The organism is Gemella haemolysans, from assembly GCF_012273215.1.
In the GTDB taxonomy this organism is placed as follows: Bacteria; Bacillota; Bacilli; order Staphylococcales; family Gemellaceae; genus Gemella; species Gemella haemolysans_A.
In genome coordinates, this window is sequence record NZ_CP050965.1 from 1,014,961 (window position 1) to 1,034,920 (window position 19,960).

Genomic DNA, 19,960 nt, shown 5'->3' on the forward strand with positions numbered 1-19,960 from the left:
AAAAAAAAATATGAAAAACATCAAAAAAAATTAAATTTTATTAAAATATTTTCAATTTGTAATATAACGAATAAGTTTTTTTCTTTTATACAATTTTTCAATAAAAAAAGCATCCGAAATACAAAATTTAGGATGCTTTTTTAACTATTGATTTTTCTTATTACGTGTTGATTGTTGTTTGCTATTATTGTTCTTGTTAGAAGAATTACTTTGATTATTTGTAGTAGAATTTTCAGATTTATTACTTTGTTGTACTTTTTCTTCTTTTTCTACTCTTTCATTATCTTTATTTGATTTCTCATCATCATTTAATCCCTGTCTTGATAGTAGTTTCTTAATACTATCATTTCTAACTTTTTCTGTTTTTGGTGTTTCAAGATATGCACCGTTTATTAAATTTAAAGTAGTATTATTTTTATCTTCAATATATTTAGATATTTCTTCATAGTAATTCAACTTATCTGCAAAGCTAGCTCTTAATGCTTTAACTTTTTGACCATCTTTCATATAAATAATTACTCTATCATTTTCATCATTAATTATTTCAGATATTTGTAATCTTACTTCTTGTTTAAGTTTATTCAAATTTTTGTAAACTTCTTCAAGTTTATTACTATCATCATTGAAATTTTCTATGATAGGTAAATTATAATTGTTTCTAATTTTTCCAGAATATGGTTTCCCATTTTCCATTATTATCTCTAAACTACCATCTTCTTTTTTATTTTGTGCAATGAAACTATACTCTTCTACCTGCACTTTTATAGAGGAAGGCAATTTAGATTTTACTGTTACTGATTTAAATATATCAAATCTTGATTTTATATTATTTTGAATTTCATCATCTTTTATTGACCATGTTCGAAGATCATTGTTAATGTTACCAGCCTCAAGTATTTCTTCTTTAGTAATCTGATTGTTACCTTCAACTTCTATTGTTTTTAATTTTAAATAGCTACTAAATAAAAGTACAAATACTCCTACTACAATTAAAAATAAAGTTACTATGTAAAATACTTCACGTCTTTTTTTTCTTTTAATTTTTTCTAATGAACTACGACGATTATCTTTGTTCATTTTTTCAAGTAACTTCCTATTCTTCTTGTTCATAGTTTTTTAATCCTCTTGAATAATCTTCTTAAATGTTGCTATAAACTCATCTCCACGATCTTCAAAACACTTATATTGATCCCACGATGCACATGCTGGTGATAATAATATTGTATCACCATTCTCTGCAAGTGAATTTGCTAGAATAGTAGCATCATCAATTTTAATTGCTTTATGACAATCAACATTATTATCAATAGCTAAGTTATATAATATCTCTTTACTTTCACCTACTACTACCATAGATTTTACTCTTGGTAGATATGGAATTAATTCTTTGAAATCTATTCCTCTATCTTGTCCACCACAAACAAGTATTATATTTTTTTCAAATCCTGATAGTGCTCTAGTTGTTGCAACTGGATTTGTAGCTTTTGAATCATTATAGAATTTTACTCCTTTATGTTCTCCTACAAACTGTAATCTGTGTTTTACTCCACTAAAAGCATAAAGAACATTTTGAATCGATTCTTTACCAGCACCTTTTATAAATGATATTACAGCAGCATTAATTGCATTTTCCACATTATGCATACCTGGAAGTGAGAGTTTAGTTATATCAAATAATTCCACACCCTCAAAAATAACCATATTATCTCTTACATAGATATCTGCTTCTATATTTTCTTTTGTATCATAGAATAGCACTTTAGAATTTATTCTTTCTATATCAAATTTATCTTTTTCATTAATATTCAAAATTAAGATGTCATTTTTATCTTGATTTTTATAAACATTTCTTTTAGCATCTCGATAATTTTCAACACTACCATGATAATCTAAATGCCCTACACCAAGATTAGTAATTACAGCTATCGATGGTTTGAAATATTTTGTTCCTTGTAATTGAAATGATGAAACTTCAGTAACTAATAATGAATTTGGATGGTTGTATGCAATTTCAATTGAAGGATATCCAATATTACCAGCTAAAAATACATCTTTTTTTGATGCTTTCAGAATATCGAAAGTCATCTGTGTAGTAGTTGTTTTACCATTTGTTCCAGTAATAGCTATCATATCAATGTTAAACAATGTATTTGCTAACTCAATCTCAGTTATAATATCAATTTTCTTGTCAATTGCTTTTTGTAAAAATTCTATTTGATATTTAATTCCTGGATTTTTTACTATTAAGTCAATATTTTCTAAAAGTTCTAATGGATGACCCCCATCAATTACTTTAATGCCTAATTCCCTCAACTCAGCTGCTTTTTCATCAGTACTTAAATCATCATATGCATTTAAAGTAACATCATATCCAAGTTTGTTTAAGATTTTTGCAGTTGAATAACCGCTTCTTGCAAATCCTAACACTAATATTTTTTTATCTTTTAAATTAATCATTTTAAATAACCCCTATAAAGTAACCTATAGCAGATGATATCACAGCTATTATTACAAAAATATAAACAGTTTTTACTTCACCATACCCTGATAATTCGAAATGATGATGTAAAGGTGACATTTTGAAAATTCTTTTTCCTGTTTTTTTGAAGTAAGCCACCTGAATTATTACAGATAAAGTCTCAAGTATATATACTAAACCTATAAATAAGAATGCTATTTCTTTATGCAAGATTACTGAAATCGCGGCTAAAATTCCTCCTAAAGCTAAAGATCCAGTATCCCCCATAAAGATTTTTGCCGGATTTTTATTAAATAATAAAAATCCTAAAAGTGCTCCAACTATAGTTAGACAGAAAACTAATACAGGAAAATTATTTTCCTTATATGCTAATAAAGCAAATGTACTAGTGGTAATAATTGTAACACTTGTTGCTAGACCGTCTAATCCATCAGTTAAATTAACCGCATTAGAAAATCCTGTTTGCCAAAATACTAAGAAGATCAGATATAAGTAAGAAATATTAAGATTATAATCTAATTCTGGGATATGTATATAATTTATATCTTTATAAATAAATGTAACTAAGATATAAAATATTACAGAAAATAGTATTTGTAACATTAATTTTTTTCTTGGAGCAAGTCCATCATTTTTCTTCTTAACTACGATAAGCATATCATCTATATAACCAATAATTGAAAATGAGATAGTTGTATAAATAAATAAAATATAATATTGAATGTTTCCACTATCCAAGATCATTGCAACAATAAGTGAAATTACTATTGAAACTATAAAAGATATTCCTCCCATTGTTGGAGTACCTTTTTTATGCATATGACTTTGTGGGCCTTCTTCTCTAATTGCTTGTCCAAATTTTAGAACATGTAAATATTTGATTAATCTTGGTAGCATTAGCACTGTCAGAAAAAATGCTACCAATAATAACGATATAGCAAATACTGTATCTGAATTACTCATTTCGTTCTCCTAACTAAATTTTATTTTTATCTTGTCCCCTTTTTTTATAAATCTCTGCGCAGGAATTGATTGTTGTTTTGCAAATCCATTCCCTTCAGTTTCAATATCTAAGCCGGCTAATTTAGCATAATTTATGACATCAATCTTAGACCATCCTATGAAATTAGGTAATACTATATTATTATCCGAAACTAATAGAAATACTCTTTCATCTTGTTTAATTACATTATCAGCCGAAGGATATTGTCCAATTATATTATTACCAGAACCGATCGTTATAATATTTTTTGTTTTTTGTTGTAATTTTAGTACTGTTGAATTAACGCTCTCACCTACAACATTCTCCATTTGATAACTTTTTATAGTGTCGTTATCATTAGATTTTTTCACATTTAAATAATTTAATGTATTTTCCATAATTGGTTTAAAAATCTCAGAGGCTCCGTATGCACTACTAGCTACTAACTGTTTCGTTGGTAATTTAATCCCTACATATAAGATTACCTGTGGATCTTCACTAGGTGCATATCCGATAAATGAGTGCATTACTTTAAATGGACTCTTATAATATGTCCCTGTCTTAGGATCTACTACCTCTGCAGTTCCAGTTTTTCCTGATATACTGTAGTTATCTATAGCATATCTCTTACCACCTTGGGCCCAAGTACCATTAACTACCCCGTATAGTTCTTCTTTCATTATATCCGCAGTTTGTTTTGATATTGGATTTCCAACTATTGTTTTCTTTCCGATATTAACATCTTTATCCAATGTTTTATCATGAACTCGTTGTAAGAAATACGGTGCTAGCATTTGACCATCATTTAAAATTGCCGTCTCTGCTTGAACCATTTGCATTGCTGTAACTGTACTACCTTGACCAAATACGGTAGTCGAAGCAGATACTTTATTATTAAATACTAAATCTCCTGTTGCTTCATTTCCATAAAGTGAATTCGTACTTCTACCAAATCCAAAACTTTCTAAACCGCTTTTTAGTTTTTCAGTTCCTAATTCATTTAAAAGTGTTAACATCAATGTATTAGATGATTGTTGGAATCCATGACGCTGAGTTATTGTACCCCATCCTGTTTTATTCCAGTCAAAAATAGTAGCATCTTCCACTTTGTATGAGCCAGATCTATAGTAGCCTTCTGGTTTATAAATATTATTTTCAACCATTAGTGACATAGTAAAAGTTTTTAAAGTAGAACCAGGTTCATAGGCTGAATTATAAAAAATATTCGACCAAGCGCTTGAAAGATTTTCTTGAGTATTAGGATTGAAGGCTGGAGTTTGTCCTAATCCTAATATTTCCCCCGTTTTTGGGCTAATTGCTATTGCAAAGGCACTTTCTGGTTCATATTTGTCATGGATATCTTTTAATGTATTATCAATAAATCCTTGAATATTTTTATCAATCGTTAAATAGATATCTGCTCCATCAACAGGTTTGATTTCTACTTTTGGTATGTTAGAGACTACTTTACCCCAAGCATCTTTGGCATAAGTAATATGCCCTTCTTTTCCTCTTAAATAATAATCAAATGTCTTTTCAACCCCTAATCGACCAGTAATCAAATCACTATCAGGTGAATTTTGTGCGAATCCTAAAAAGTTCCCTAACATACTTCCATTAGGATAATATCTTTTTGTTGTTGCTATAAACTCAATTCCAGGAAGTTTTAACTCTTCTATTTTTTTCTTATCTTCTACACTTATATCCTTACCAGCTGTTCCAAACTCTACTTGATAAACACCTTTTTTATTAAGTATTTCCTTTATCTTACTTTTATCTAATTTGATAAATTTAGATAATTCATCTGCAGTTTTATCGACATCAATAACATGACGAGGATTTGTGTCATCCTCAGTTGCTTTATCAGAAACTACTGCAACTATCTTATAAGATTCAATATTGTCTGCTAATATATTCCCATTTCTATCGAAGATTTTTCCTCGATTTGGTTGCAAACTACTGTCAATTTTATATTTTTTATCTGCTAATTCTGTTAAATTATGACCCCTGACAGTCCCTATTAGCATCATTTGTCCAATATTTAATATTAATATCCATACAAAGAAAAAAACAAAAATTAAAAAAAATACAATTTTTGTTCTTTCTCGAGAGATATAATCTTTTCTTTCTAAACTTTTTCTATCTTCCAAAAACTTTAAAGTTAATATTTTCTTAAAAAGTTTTATCAATTATCTCACTACCTTTATACTATCTTTTTGAGTCTTCATTCCTACTGTCTCAGCAATTTTTTTAACTCTTTCGTAAGATGACAGATTGTTTATCATAACTTTTTGTTCGTTATTATTTTTTTGTTTTTCAGATATAACAATATCATTTTTTTGTTGAGCACTTCGTAGTGAATAAATCTCTCCCTTATAGTTTAACATAACTACGTTAGCAAGTAAAATAACTCCTACAAAAACTCCATAAGCAGTTTTTTCTAAAAAATTAAATTTCACTTTTTCTTGTACTTTTCGTACTCCATATTCTCTACTATATACCTTTAGTGTAGCCATAAATCTTTCCTCCCCTCTATTTTGTCTGTACTTCTGCCACCCTTAGTTTGGCACTTCTTGATCTATTATTCTCTTCTAATTCGATATCACTAGGATATATAGGTTTTCTCGTAATTACTTTTAATTTAGATAAACTTTCTTCAGGCATAATTGGTAGATTTTTTGGAATATCTTTTGCCTTAGCGTATGAATTGAATATTTGTTTACAAATTCTATCTTCTAAAGAGTGGAAAGTAATAACAGAAATTCTTCCTCCCACTTTAACGATATCAATTGCTTGTTCAAGTGAATCTTCAAATACCGATAATTCATTGTTCACTGCAATACGAATAGCTTGAAATACTCTTTTAGCTGGATGTCCTCCAGTTCTTCTTTTAGCAGCTGGGATGGATTCTTTAATTATTTCTACTAATTCAAAAGTAGTTTCAATAGGTTTTTGTTCACGTTTTTTCTCAATATTTCTTGCTATTTGTTTCGAAAAATTCTCTTCTCCATAGCGGTAAAATATTTTAACTAAATCATGATAACTATATTCATTAACAACTTCATAAGCACTGATTTTTGCATCAGTATCCATTCTCATATCTAACTTAGTATCATAGTTGTAACTAAAACCTCTTTCTGGTGTATCTAATTGCGGTGATGATACTCCTAAATCATATAAAACCCCATCAACCTCATGAACACCATGTTCAGCTAACTTTTCTTTTAAATTAACAAAATTCGATTTAATAAAGACAACTTTATCACTGTATTCAGCTAATTTATTTTTGGCATTTTCTAAAGCTATATTGTCTTGATCAAAAGCATATAGTTTTCCATTTTTTAATTGTTTTAAAATTTCTAAACTATGTCCTGCTCCACCTAAGGTACAATCGACATATATACCATCTTCTATTATATTTAAGCCTTCTACAGCTTCATTTAATAATACACTATAATGTTTAAACATTTTCATCCATCCTAAAAATCAAAATCTTCTAATTCTTCTGCTATTTCTTCTACGCTAGCTTCACTTTCAACAAGTAAATCTTCCCAACGATTTTTATCCCAAATCTCTATCCTATTTGACAAACCATTAACAACACAATCTTTATCTAAAAAAGCATGTTCTATTAATGCGTTTGGAATATTAATTCTTCCTTGTTTATCTATTTCAACTTCAGTGGCTCCGGAAAAGAAGAAACGTTGGAAAGTACGAGCATTTTTCTTAGTAATAGGCAGTGATTTTATCTTACTTTCCACCTTTTGCCACTCTTGTAGTGAATAGCCAAATAAACAAGAGTCTAGACCTCTTGTAATAATAAATTTTTCACCTAGTTCATCTCTGAATTTTATTGGAATACTAAGCCTTCCTTTGGCATCCATTTTATTATTATATTGACCAATAAACACTACTTCTCACCACCTTACTTTTATAATTTACCACATTTCCCCACTTTTTTCCACTATTTTCGAAAAAAAAATGAATTTTTTTGAATTTTTTACCAAAAAAATAACCAAGTATTTATAAACATAAAAATTTATAAATACTTGGTTTATTTTAATTATAATATTCTCTTTCGTTTTCACCATCAAGAAAGTGTGATGAACATAAAGAATGTATTCTTTCTACTATTCTTAACGCCTTTGTTCTATCTACTGTTGTTCTACCATTCGATAATAACTCAGCTAAATCATCTATACTTAGATTAGATGAGAAGAATGTCGGTAGTTTTTCAGCTTCTCTATGATTAATAATTGGGCCTAATACTTCATCACGAATGAATTCAGTAATATTTTCAGCACCAATATCATCAATTATAAGTATCTCTTCATCTCTAACTAGATCTATATATAAATCATAACTATTATCACTTATTTTAGATTTTATCTTTCTAATAAATTCTGGATAATATAAAATAGTTGGTTCTTTTTCATTTTGTTTAAAATAGTTGTATATAGAACCCATTAAATACGTTTTACCAGTACCCGTTGGTCCATATACATAAACACCTCTAGAAGATTGACCATTTAATATACTTCTGCAAATTTTAATAATTTCTGTCGCTAACATACCCTTTTCTCTATTCCTAGATAGATTTTCAAAAGTGTATGTCAAAACTCTTTTTGGTATAAACTCTGTCTTCACCTTATTAGAGGTCTTCATACTTGCTACTTTTTGCTTGTACTCTTCAGTCTCTTCGTATAAAATACTAACTTCTTCATTACTAAAAACTAACCTAGGTTTATGCTCTATATTAAGTAGTTTATCTTTCGAAATATAAAATTGATAAAACTTTTCAATATTATTTTCTATATCTATTTTGGTAAAATTATTGTCACGAATAAACTTAACAATTTCAGGATCATTAAGAACTTTTTCCGATATAAATCTCTTAAACGAATCTTGAGTATTGCTAGCAACTATATTTGATAATTTTTTCACTACATATCCCTCTTATTATTTAATTCTTGCATCATCTTATTGTATGCATCTTCATCTTCTTTAGTAACAACACGATCCTCTTTTTTCTTAGAAACGTTAAAATTACTTTGACGATTTTGAAGATACTCAGGAAACGGTGCATAATTTCCTTTCTTATTATTCACATAATTCTTTTGTTGCTTAGAAGTCTTTTTATTTGATGTATCGATATTTTTCTTATAATTTCTATTATTTCTAACAAAATCAATTGCATCCTTTGCACCTAAAAGTTTTTGTGCACTCCAAGAACTAGCTATCTTATCAATATAATTGATATGAGGTATAGAATTATTTCCTGTCTGATTAATAGAATATTCTAATAAAATATTTAAAACTCCTGTAGGAAAATTATACTTACTTTGTAATTCACCGATATTCTTTGCGTCAATATTAGAAACTACTATACCTTTTTGTTTATTAAGGAATGTGATAAAGTTTGTATTATCTACTTCTTTAATGAACAATTCTTCCTCAGTAAGTTTCTCTTCCTCAATATTAGTTAGATTTTTATTTACCATACGTTCTAATGTCGGTACTTCTTGTTTTCTTACATTAACATTTAATTGAACAATGTAATCTGTTAATACTTTAAGATTAATTTCACTTGCTCCATTAGTAATTTCAACAGATTTTTCTATAGCTTTTGCCATATCTTGAGAATCCATTTTATAAATATGTGCCAAACCTAAAATCTTGTTCTTTACTTCATCATTTGAGATAACTTCAGTTAGATAACTATTTGCTAAATAATAATTTAATTTATCGAAATCAAAATAATACTCATCAAAATTAGGACCAGAAGTAACTTTATTTTCCAAATAATCAAAACCAAAATCATTTAAGTTTTCTAAATGAAAGACATCTGAAAACTTAGAAGTTATTTCTTCAAAACTTCTAAAACTTACTTTATCTAGGGAATAATAATTACTTAATTCCTTATATTCAACAGTACCTATAGTGTTTTCTAATAATTGAGCCAAAACAGGTGTTCCGAAGAATTGAGAAAAATTTAAAGCTTGCTTAATCTTATAAACAAATTGACCTACTCCGTTGTTATCAATATAAAAAGTTTGAAGTAGACCAATTGCTTCCAATTTCTTTCTTGCGACAATGAACTTATGATTAGATAAAGCTAAATTATCTAATATATCGTAGTGTAAATAATTCTTTGAAAGATTTTTATCACTAAGCATTTTACTCCCTAAAAAATTATATAAACTTATAGCATCATTACCTAATAATGGTAGATATAGTAAGTTTAACTCTTTAGAGTATTCTGAAATATCATAGTCATTATAAACACAATAAAAATCCTTAACAGAAAAAATATTACTCATGTTTTTCATCCATTACTTCTATAATTATTTGCGTATATTCTAAAGCATAGATGAAATCTTGATTATAATCATATTTAATCTTATCATCGTTTCTCAATGGTGCAAAGAAAGATTTTACTAAAATTGGATATATATTAGATAAAAGCAATTTTGCATTATCATTTTCATAAAGTGCTCTTAAGAAATTAAATACTTTGTACACACATTCTAGAAATTCCTCTTTAGTTGGTGTATTTATATTAGTATAACTTTCAATTTTTGTTGAAAAACTAAGTATATTTTTTTTATCATTTTTAGCCACAAAAGTTCTCAAATCATCTATTAATTCATACATATAATTAAAGAATGATTCGAAATCTTCTAGATACTCATTATTAATGATTTGAGATTCATTTTTTAATAACAATTTATTAATATTATAATCAGTTACAAAAAGATAAATCTTATAAAGATCTGAGTATTCAACATCACTTAATTTTTGATAATCTTGAACTATATCATTTAAACTCTTACCATCTTTGTAAATATTATACAATGTATTTAACCATATAAATTCATCAAGTTTCTTATTATTGATTAAAGTTACTAGATAATTATTGAAACTATACTCTTTTTCATCTTCAAAAAGAATAGAAGTTCTACTTTCAATTCTAGATAAAATTGTATTGAATTCTTTTACTGAATCTTCATCAACAATTATTTCATCAAAGTTAGGTTTTAAATCAGCTTTAATACGTCTAAATTCATCTGCACTATTATCAAGGTTGTCTAATCTCTCCTGATAAACTTCATTATATCCAGGCTTTTGTGAATGATAATATGTTTCTATTGCTTTATTAAATACTAGAACTTTCTCTAAAATTTTTATGTATGCAACTTTAATACTTTTATTATCTGAAATTTTATTAATCAATTTTAATGCGTTCAATATGTCTTTTTTATTCTCACTAGTAAGTACTAATGTTTTTTCATCTTCTAAATAAAACATGCTCAAACCTCCAATTATATATTACTATACTATGATACTCTATTTTTGAAAGAAAATCAAAATATATGAAATTAAAATAAAAAAAGAACCTTCCAAAAGGAAGGCCCTCACTGTTGCCTGGCAACGTTCTAGTCTCACAGGGCGTAAGCCCAACTACATTCGACGCTAAAGAGCTTAACTTCTGTGTTCGGTATGGGTACAGGTGTGTCCTCTTCGCTATCGCCACCAGACGAAAACTTCATATACATATTATATCATCTTTTTTCTTTTTGTCAACAGTTACTTTCAAAGAACTTTCACTTGATTAAGTCCTCGACCTATTAGTATTAGTCAGCTGAACACGTTACCGTGCTTACACTCCTAACCTATTCTCCTTGTCGTCTTCAAGGGGTCTTAATATCCGTGGGAAATCTCATCTCGAGGGGGGCTTCATGCTTAGATGCTTTCAGCTCTTATCCCTTCCGTATTTAGCTACCCAGCTATGCCACTGGCGTGACAACTGGTACACCATTGATACGTCCATCCCGGTCCTCTCGTACTAAGGACAGCTCCTCTCAAATTTCCTACGCCCACGACGGATAGGGACCGAACTGTCTCACGACGTTCTGAACCCAGCTCGCGTACCGCTTTAATGGGCGAACAGCCCAACCCTTGGGACCGACTACAGCCCCAGGATGCGATGAGCCGACATCGAGGTGCCAAACCTCCCCGTCGATGTGGACTCTTGGGGGAGATAAGCCTGTTATCCCCAGGGTAGCTTTTATCCGTTGAGCGATGGCCCTTCCATGCGGAACCACCGGATCACTAAGTCCTGCTTTCGCACCTGCTCGACTTGTAAGTCTCACAGTCAAGCTCCCTTGTGCCTTTACACTCTGCAAATGATTTCCAACCATTCTGAGGGAACCTTTGAACGCCTCCGTTACTCTTTGGGAGGCGACCGCCCCAGTCAAACTGCCCACCTGACACTGTCTCCCGGTTTTCTATGCCGAGGGTTAGAATTTCAATACAGCAAGGGTAGTATCCCAACAACGCCTCCTCATACACTGGCGTGCATGATTCTTAGGCTCCTACCTATCCTGTACATACTGCATCAAAATTCAATATCAAGCTACAGTAAAGCTCCATGGGGTCTTTCCGTCCTGTCGCGGGTAACCTGCATCTTCACAGGTACTATGATTTCACCGAGTCCATCGTTGAGACAGTGCCCAAATCGTTACGCCTTTCGTGCGGGTCGGAACTTACCCGACAAGGAATTTCGCTACCTTAGGACCGTTATAGTTACGGCCGCCGTTTACTGGGGCTTCAATTCATACCTTCGCTTACGCTAAGCACTCCTCTTAACCTTCCAGCACCGGGCAGGCGTCAGCCCCTATACTTCACCTTACGGTTTTGCAGAGACCTGTGTTTTTGTTAAACAGTCGCTTGGGCCTATTCACTGCGGCCTACTCTCGTAGGCACCCCTTCTCCCGAAGTTACGGGGTCATTTTGCCGAGTTCCTTAACGATGGTTCTCTCGCTCACCTTAGAATTCTCTTCCCAACTACCTGTGTCGGTTTGCGGTACGGGCACCTCTTATCTCGATAGCGGCTTTTCTTGAGAGTTTGGCTTCATTGACTTCGCTACTATATTTCGCTCCCCATCACACTTCAGTCTTACAAGCAGCGGATTTTCCTACTACTCAACCTTTGTGCTTAGACGTCCTATTCCATCAGGACGATCAATTAGCCTCCTCTGTCCCCACTTCTCTCAAACGATATTTGGTGGTACAGGAATTTCTACCTGTTGTCCATCGGCTTCACCATTCGGCTTCACCTTAGGTCCCGACTTACCCAGAGCGGACGAGCCTTCCTCTGGAAACCTTAGTCATTCGGTGGATAGGATTCTCACCTATCTTTCGCTACTCACACCGGCATTCTCACTTCTAACCTCTCCACCTCGCCTTACAGCTCAGCTTCTATGATGTTAGAACGCTCTCCTACCATATAACATTAGTTATATCCGCAGCTTCGGTTGTATGTTTAGCCCCGGTACATTTTCGGCGCGATGTCACTCGACCAGTGAGCTATTACGCACTCTTTAAATGGTGGCTGCTTCTAAGCCAACATCCTGGTTGTCTGTGCATCATCACATCCTTTTCCACTTAACATACAATTTGGGACCTTAGCTGGCGGTCTGGGCTGTTTCCCTTTCGACTACGAACCTTATCACCCGCAGTCTGACTCCCGTTGATATTTATCTGGCATTCGGAGTTTGTCTGAATTCGGTAACCCGGGATGGGCCCCTAGTCCAAACAGTGCTCTACCTCCAGTAAACTCACAACGAGGCTAGCCCTAAAGCTATTTCGGAGAGAACCAGCTATTTCCAAGTTCGATTGGAATTTCTCCGCTACCCACAGCTCATCCAAACACTTTTCAACGTGTCCTGGTTCGGTCCTCCATTCAGTGTTACCTAAACTTCAACCTGGCCATGGGTAGATCACTTGGTTTCGGGTCTACTCCATCATACTATTTCGCCCTATTAAGACTCGCTTTCGCTTCGGCTCCATGTCTTCCACTTAACCTCGCATGATAAAGTAACTCGCCGGTTCATTCTACAAAAGGCACGCCATCACCCCCGAAAGGGCTCTGACTACTTGTAAGCACACGGTTTCAGGTTCTCTTTCACTCCCCTCCCGGGGTTCTTTTCACCTTTCCCTCACGGTACTGGTTCACTATCGGTCACTAGGTAGTATTTAGCCTTACCAGATGGTCCTGGTAGATTCCGACGGAATTCCTCGTGTTCCGCCGTACTCAGGTGCTCTCTCTCGCCAACTTAGCATTTCGTATACAGGACTTTTACCTTCTACGGTCTAACTTTCCAGCTTGTTCTACTATACTTCGTCATACGATTTGTTGAGAGTCCTACAACCCCAATATGCAAGCACATTGGTTTGGGCTCCTTCCTTTTCGCTCGCCACTACTAAGGAAATCGATTTTTCTTTCTCTTCCTACAGGTACTTAGATGTTTCAGTTCCCTGCGTTACCTCGCTTTCGCGTACCGCCCTTTTAAAAACGGTGGGTTCCCCCATTCGGATATCTACGGCTCTTTGCTTACTTACAGCTCCCCGTAGCATTTCGTCGTTTGTCACGTCCTTCATCGGCTCCTAGTGCCAAGGCATCCTCCGTGCGCCCTTTACTACTTAATCGTGTGTAGCTTTTACGCTTCGTTCTTTTCCTTGAACTCTTTGTGAATAAGTTTTACAACTTACTTACTTTTTTCTCGGTTTTGTAAATCTGTTTTTAATTTATAGAAAATTATTTTTGATCTAATATATATATTCAGTTTTCATTGTGCTTGAGTATTCTTTGAACACTCAAAACTAAACGAATTATCAACGTATTCCTTATCCTTAGAAAGGAGGTGATCCAGCCGCACCTTCCGATACGGCTACCTTGTTACGACTTCACCCCAATCATCTGTCCCACCGTGACCGGCTCCCTCCTAAAAGGTTAGGCCACCGTCTTCGGGTGTTACAAACTCTCGTGGTGTGACGGGCGGTGTGTACAAGACCCGGGAACGTATTCACCGCGACATTCTGATTCGCGATTACTAGCGATTCCAGCTTCATGTAGTCGAGTTGCAGACTACAATCCGAACTGAGAATAGTTTTGTGAGGTTTGCTTACTCTCGCGAGCTCGCTTCTCTTTGTTCCTATCCATTGTAGCACGTGTGTAGCCCAAGTCATAAGGGGCATGATGATTTGACGTCATCCCCACCTTCCTCCAGTTTATCACTGGCAGTCTATCTAGAGTCCCCATCTTACTGCTGGCAACTAGATATAAGGGTTGCGCTCGTTGCGGGACTTAACCCAACATCTCACGACACGAGCTGACGACAACCATGCACCACCTGTATCTGTGTCTAACCAAAGGTCAGAACAACACAATCTCTTGTGTCCTCACAGTATGTCAAGACTTGGTAAGGTTCTTCGCGTTGCTTCGAATTAAACCACATGCTCCACCGCTTGTGCGGGTCCCCGTCAATTCCTTTGAGTTTCAACCTTGCGGTCGTACTCCCCAGGCGGAGTGCTTAATGCGTTAGCTGCAGCACTGATCTCTTATGAGACCAACACTTAGCACTCATCGTTTACGGCGTGGACTACCAGGGTATCTAATCCTGTTTGCTCCCCACGCTTTCGCGCCTCAGTGTCAGTTACAGGCCAAAAAGCCGCCTTCGCCACTGGTGTTCCTCCTAATCTCTACGCATTTCACCGCTACACTAGGAATTCCACTTTTCTCTCCTGCACTCAAGTTTAACAGTTTCCAATGACCCTCCACGGTTGAGCCGTGGGCTTTCACATCAGACTTATTAAACCACCTGCGCGCGCTTTACGCCCAATAATTCCGGACAACGCTTGCCACCTACGTATTACCGCGGCTGCTGGCACGTAGTTAGCCGTGGCTTTCTGGTTAGGTACCGTCTCTACTGTGTATAGTTACTACACAATCATTCTTCCCTAACAACAGAGCTTTACGAACCGAAATCCTTCTTCACTCACGCGGCGTTGCTCCGTCAGGCTTTCGCCCATTGCGGAAGATTCCCTACTGCTGCCTCCCGTAGGAGTCTGGGCCGTGTCTCAGTCCCAGTGTGGCCGATCACCCTCTCAGGTCGGCTATGCATCGTCGCCTTGGTAGGCCTTTACCCCACCAACTAGCTAATGCACCGCAAAGCCATCTCATAGTGTTAGCAAAACCAACTTTTAAACATCAACCATGCAGTTAATGCTGTTATCCGGTATTAGCTATCGTTTCCAATAGTTGTCCCAGTCTATGAGGCAGGTTCTTTACGTGTTACTCACCCGTTCGCCGCTAAGTTTTTCTAGTGCAAGCACCAGAAAAACTTCGCTCGACTTGCATGTATTAGGCACGCCGCCAGCGTTCGTCCTGAGCCAGGATCAAACTCTCCAAATAAATTTGTTAGCTTGATTAGCTCATTAAAAAGTTTTATAGTTTCTTTTTAAAACTGTCCTTTTTTGGAATTAACGTTGACTTAATTCGTTTAGTTTTCAATGTTCAAATCGTTGTGATTAACAACTTTTATATTTTAACATTTTTAAATTTCTTTGTCAAGTCTTTTTTAGAACTTTTTTTAAAAATGTTTTTTCGTCTTCATTAGAAGACTTTAATTATTTTATCATTTCTTCGAATGTTTGTCAAGAAGTTTTTTATATTTTTTTGAACTTGTTAACCGTTTACTTCGTTGAAATAATAAGCGTTGTCTTGTTTCAAGACGTTTATAAGTTTATCATTTCTTTTTTATTTTGTCAAGAAGTTTTTTATATTTTCTTAACTTTTAATTATTAGAAATCTTATATTGTTCGTCTTCTTCTTGAGAAGACTTTTACTATTCTATCATCAACTTTATTACTTGTCAACATTAATTTTCATATTTTTTCATTTTTATTTCAATATTTCTTTCTATTTGCTATTTATAATCAAATTTTATTGTGATATTATATAATTAAACACTTCAAGGAGGATTATTTATGATTTATTTTAAAGAACCTAAAGATGTTACTTTTGAACAAATATCAGATTACAAAGAAGAATTTGTTCTTAATAATGAAATCATTCATGGTGCAGCAAATATAACTGATTTATCTGTCCCTGAATGGGTACAATTTACAGAAGATACTAAATATAAAGAATCAGTAACTCCTGGTTTTGTCACTGCTCATACATTTTTCGCTTTAGATAATGATAAAATCATTGGTATTATTAACGCAAGGCATAAACTGAATGACTACTTATTAAACTTCGGTGGCCATATAGGCTATAGTGTTAGAAAGTCACAGCGAAGAAAAGGATATGCTAAAGCGATGTTATCTTATACAGCAGATTTTTTATTTTCACTTGGCCTAGAGAAAATCTTAATTACCTGTGATAAAAAGAATATTGCCTCAAAACGCACTATAGAATCATGCGGTGGTATTTTAGAAAATGAAATAATAGAAGAAACTAGAACTACATTAAGATATTGGATATATAAAAAATAAGGTTAGGTTGGAATTTAATCCAACTTAACCTTTCTATTTCATCTCGACTACAGTAGCTCCCATACCACCTTCGTTTTGACCTCCGGTTCTATAGCTAGCTACATATCTATTATTTTTTAGATATTCACCTATATTTTTACGAAGTATACCTGAACCTAAACCATGTATTATAGTAAATGTGTCATATCCTTGAAGTATTACTTTATCCATATAATCTTCTATTTCCCTTATAGCTTCTTCTGTATTTAATCCTATTACATTAATATCAATACCTACTTTTTTGCTGCTAACACTACTTGTGCTCACGTATCTAGTAGTCACTTCAGGTTCACTGTCTATTTTTCTAACTTCTTTTTTCTTAATATTTAGTTTCATAGCACCCATTTTTATCTGTAACGTATTTCCTGAAATTTCTAAAACTGTCGCTCTTTGATTATAACCTAATACTAATACATCATCTCCAACTCTAATTTCACTATTGTCAAACTTAGGTTGGTTTTGTAGTTTTTTATGAAATTTAATATTATTTTTACTTCTATCCATAGTATGCAGCAATTCATTAACTTCATGCTGTTTTAACGAAGAACTATCTTTAAACTCTTTATAAATCTCAATCATTTCTGCTTTCTTCTCTTCAATCTCTCTATTAAGTTCTACACTTAAATCATTATATAAACTTTCTCTATACTCTTCATATTTTTGTAGATTGGTATCTAGAGTTTGTTTTACATCATCTATCTCATCTAGTGTTTTATTTATATACTCTAATTTATAATCATATTCTCTGATACTTTCAGAAAGTTTATCAATAAATAGATTATTTTCTTTTGTATTTACTTCCAATAATGAAATTGCTTCATCTATAATTGATTGTTCTAAACCTAGTTTAGCTGATATATTAATCGCGTTAGACTTCCCTGGTAACCCAATAATAAATCTATAGGTTGGTTTTAATTTTTCAAAATCAAATTCCATTGAAGAATTTTTATAATACTCAGACTCAAAACAATAATTTTTGATTTCTGGATAGTGAGTTGTACATAATATAGTTGCATTCATTTTTTTGAATTTTTCTAGTAATGCAATAGAAAGTACTGCCCCCTCACTAGGATCTGTTCCTGAACACAACTCATCTAGAAGTATCAAACTCTTGTTATTCGTTTTATTTAGTATATTAATAATATTAGTCATATGAGAAGAAAAAGTAGATAAGTTATTTTCAATAGACTGTTCATCACCTACATCTACAAATACATCTTCAAAAAATCCGACTGTTGATTCCTCTAATGCTGGAATATAAAATCCTAGATGTGATAAGTACACACATAATCCAACTGTCTTTAAAATTACAGTCTTACCACCAGTATTAGGACCAGTAATTATTAGTGAATTTCCTTTATTATCTAGAATAACATCATTTTTCACAACTACGTCTTTATCAATTAAAGGATTATATGCTTTCTTTAGATTAAGCTCTTGTGAATTTACTATGTTTTGTTTATTAAAGCCATTTCTAGCACAAAAATTCATTTTTGAAAATATAAACTCTATTTGAGAAAAGTTCCAAAGAGAATTTATAAGTTCATCTGCTTTTTCTTTAATTACTTCAGATGCTTCTTTTAGTATTCTAAGAATTTCTTCTTTTTCCTTACGTTTTAGAATTCCTATTTCATTATTAATCTCTACATTTTCTTTTGGTTCAACGTAAAATGTATTTCCTGAGGCACTCTCATCATGTATTATCCCGCCAAAGTCATTTTTATATTCGGGTTTTACTAAAATTACATCACGATCATTCCTCTTTGTTACAATTGCTTCTGTTAATTTTTTTACATTTGAACGAAGAATATTTTTTAGTATCTGATCACTCTTATTTTTCAACTTAGAAATATTTACTTTTATATTTTTTAATTCAAGTGATGCATCTGGTCTTATATATCCATCTTCATCTATTATTCTATCTAAATATCTTTCCAAATCGCTAAAATCATCTAATTTAACAACATATTTTGTTAAACTTGGATAATTAGAATGTTCGTGTAATTTTATATTTTCAAATCTTCTTGAGAATCTATCATAAGTTATAATATTTCTTAATATATAAAAAAGTTCCTTTTCTGACAGTACACTATCAATTTTTGCCTTTTTAACACTAGAATTATAATCAAATATTTTTAATTTGAATTCGTTTGGGTATTTTCTAAGAAGATCATATCCCTCTTCATTCTCCTTATGTACTTCGACTAATTTATCAAAATTTGTAATATACTCTAAATTTTTTATTTTTTCAAATGATAGCTCTGAAAAACAGTATTTTTCTACATCTTTTAATACTAAGTCTAAATTAATTTTCTTTTGAGTAATTTTATTCAATCTAATCTCACTCCTTCAATCTATATTTACATGCTTTATCTTTTTATAACACAAACTATTATACACTAAATAAAAGTATTAAACAATTTCTTTTGATTAAAATCGACTTCTTACTCACATAATAGAAAAAATTCGGAGCACCTCAGGAACCCCGAATCTAATTTTATTTATTAAAGAATAAACTAATAAACTGCTTTGATAATACTGGTGTATTTTGAATTATATAATCTGGTAATGTAGAATCTTTAAATATCGCTATCTTCCAATCTGGAGCAGGCAATACCGTTACAAGGTAAAGTACTACAAACACAATCAAGTAAATCTCCACGAATCCTAGTATAGCACCAAGATATCTATCAGTCGTTTTTATTAATGGTAATTTTCTAATAACGCCCAATGTTTGAGCTAAAATTTGTATTATTAATCGAATAACAATAAATAATACGATAAATGATACTATACGATAATATGCTGTTGGAATATTAAGACCTTTATATATTCCCTCAAGCCCTTCCGTAACATCTGTTGGAATCGGGATCATACTCGTAAACAAATACGCTAATCTTGAACTAAATAACATAGATACTGCATAACCAATCACTATTGTTCCTAAATAGAATATTTGCATGATTAATCCACGTTTGTATCCTAAATATGCTCCCGCAGCTAATAATAATGCAATAATTATATCAACCATTTTTTCTCCTTTCAAATCGTTATCTATTTCTTAATGACTTATAATTAATATATAAGTATTTTAATCTACCAACTTTAAAGTAGCATTA

13 protein-coding genes and 3 rRNA genes are annotated in these 19,960 nt (G+C 32.4%); 1 reads left to right on the forward strand and 15 read right to left on the reverse strand.

Annotated elements, in window-relative coordinates:
• Positions 1-144 precede the first annotated feature (144 nt).
• The 13 genes from FOC48_RS04770 to FOC48_RS04830 form a co-directional block, all read right to left on the reverse strand.
• Complete coding sequence (locus tag FOC48_RS04770; RefSeq protein WP_003145781.1) at positions 145-1,110, reverse strand: cell division protein FtsQ/DivIB; 966 nt, start codon at positions 1,108-1,110, stop codon at positions 145-147.
• A 6-nt stretch (positions 1,111-1,116) separates the two neighbouring features.
• Positions 1,117-2,457, reverse strand: coding sequence for a UDP-N-acetylmuramoyl-L-alanine--D-glutamate ligase (murD, locus tag FOC48_RS04775; RefSeq protein WP_003145780.1), 1,341 nt, complete (start codon positions 2,455-2,457; stop codon positions 1,117-1,119).
• Between the two features lies 1 nt (position 2,458).
• The gene (gene mraY, locus FOC48_RS04780; RefSeq protein ID WP_003145778.1) at positions 2,459-3,442 is read right to left on the reverse strand and encodes a phospho-N-acetylmuramoyl-pentapeptide-transferase; all 984 of its coding nucleotides are present in this window, start codon (positions 3,440-3,442) and stop codon (positions 2,459-2,461) included.
• 9 nt (positions 3,443-3,451) lie between these two features.
• Positions 3,452-5,611: a penicillin-binding transpeptidase domain-containing protein gene (locus FOC48_RS04785; protein ID WP_254263200.1), complete on the reverse strand. Its 2,160-nt coding sequence runs from the start codon at positions 5,609-5,611 to the stop codon at positions 3,452-3,454.
• A 39-nt stretch (positions 5,612-5,650) separates the two neighbouring features.
• Entirely contained in the window at positions 5,651-5,977 is a 327-nt protein-coding gene (locus FOC48_RS04790; protein WP_003145776.1) for a cell division protein FtsL, read from the reverse strand.
• 16 nt (positions 5,978-5,993) lie between these two features.
• Complete coding sequence (gene rsmH, locus FOC48_RS04795; protein ID WP_003145775.1) at positions 5,994-6,929, reverse strand: 16S rRNA (cytosine(1402)-N(4))-methyltransferase RsmH; 936 nt, start codon at positions 6,927-6,929, stop codon at positions 5,994-5,996.
• An 11-nt stretch (positions 6,930-6,940) separates the two neighbouring features.
• A complete protein-coding gene (gene mraZ, locus FOC48_RS04800) occupies positions 6,941-7,372 on the reverse strand; it encodes a division/cell wall cluster transcriptional repressor MraZ (protein ID WP_003145774.1) in 432 nt (143 codons plus the stop codon).
• 148 nt (positions 7,373-7,520) lie between these two features.
• Positions 7,521-8,405: a primosomal protein DnaI gene (gene dnaI / locus FOC48_RS04805; protein WP_003145773.1), complete on the reverse strand. Its 885-nt coding sequence runs from the start codon at positions 8,403-8,405 to the stop codon at positions 7,521-7,523.
• A complete protein-coding gene (locus FOC48_RS04810) occupies positions 8,405-9,781 on the reverse strand; it encodes a DnaD domain protein (RefSeq protein ID WP_003145772.1) in 1,377 nt (458 codons plus the stop codon). The genes dnaI and FOC48_RS04810 overlap by 1 nt, the downstream gene beginning before the upstream one ends.
• Positions 9,774-10,769 (reverse strand): hypothetical protein, encoded by a 996-nt coding sequence (locus FOC48_RS04815; protein WP_003145771.1) that lies wholly within the window; start codon positions 10,767-10,769, stop codon positions 9,774-9,776. Before FOC48_RS04815 ends, FOC48_RS04810 begins: the two co-directional genes overlap by 8 nt.
• A gap of 115 nt (positions 10,770-10,884) precedes the next feature.
• A 5S ribosomal RNA gene (gene rrf / locus FOC48_RS04820) occupies positions 10,885-10,999 on the reverse strand.
• Between the two features lie 70 nt (positions 11,000-11,069).
• Positions 11,070-13,952 (reverse strand): 23S ribosomal RNA (locus tag FOC48_RS04825).
• Positions 13,953-14,160: 208 nt separating this feature from the next.
• A 16S ribosomal RNA gene (locus tag FOC48_RS04830) occupies positions 14,161-15,717 on the reverse strand.
• Together the 16S, 23S and 5S rRNA genes form the textbook arrangement of a ribosomal RNA operon.
• 575 nt (positions 15,718-16,292) lie before the next feature.
• On the opposite strand from FOC48_RS04830, the gene FOC48_RS04835 reads away from it, so the two are divergent.
• Entirely contained in the window at positions 16,293-16,802 is a 510-nt protein-coding gene (locus FOC48_RS04835) for a GNAT family N-acetyltransferase (RefSeq protein ID WP_003146841.1), read from the forward strand.
• 33 nt (positions 16,803-16,835) lie between these two features.
• On the opposite strand, the gene FOC48_RS04840 is transcribed toward FOC48_RS04835, so the two are convergent.
• Entirely contained in the window at positions 16,836-19,175 is a 2,340-nt protein-coding gene (locus FOC48_RS04840) for an endonuclease MutS2 (protein ID WP_003146843.1), read from the reverse strand.
• 163 nt (positions 19,176-19,338) lie between these two features.
• Positions 19,339-19,872, reverse strand: a complete 534-nt coding sequence (locus FOC48_RS04845; RefSeq protein WP_003146845.1) for a CvpA family protein — start codon at positions 19,870-19,872, stop codon at positions 19,339-19,341.
• Positions 19,873-19,960 lie beyond the last annotated feature (88 nt).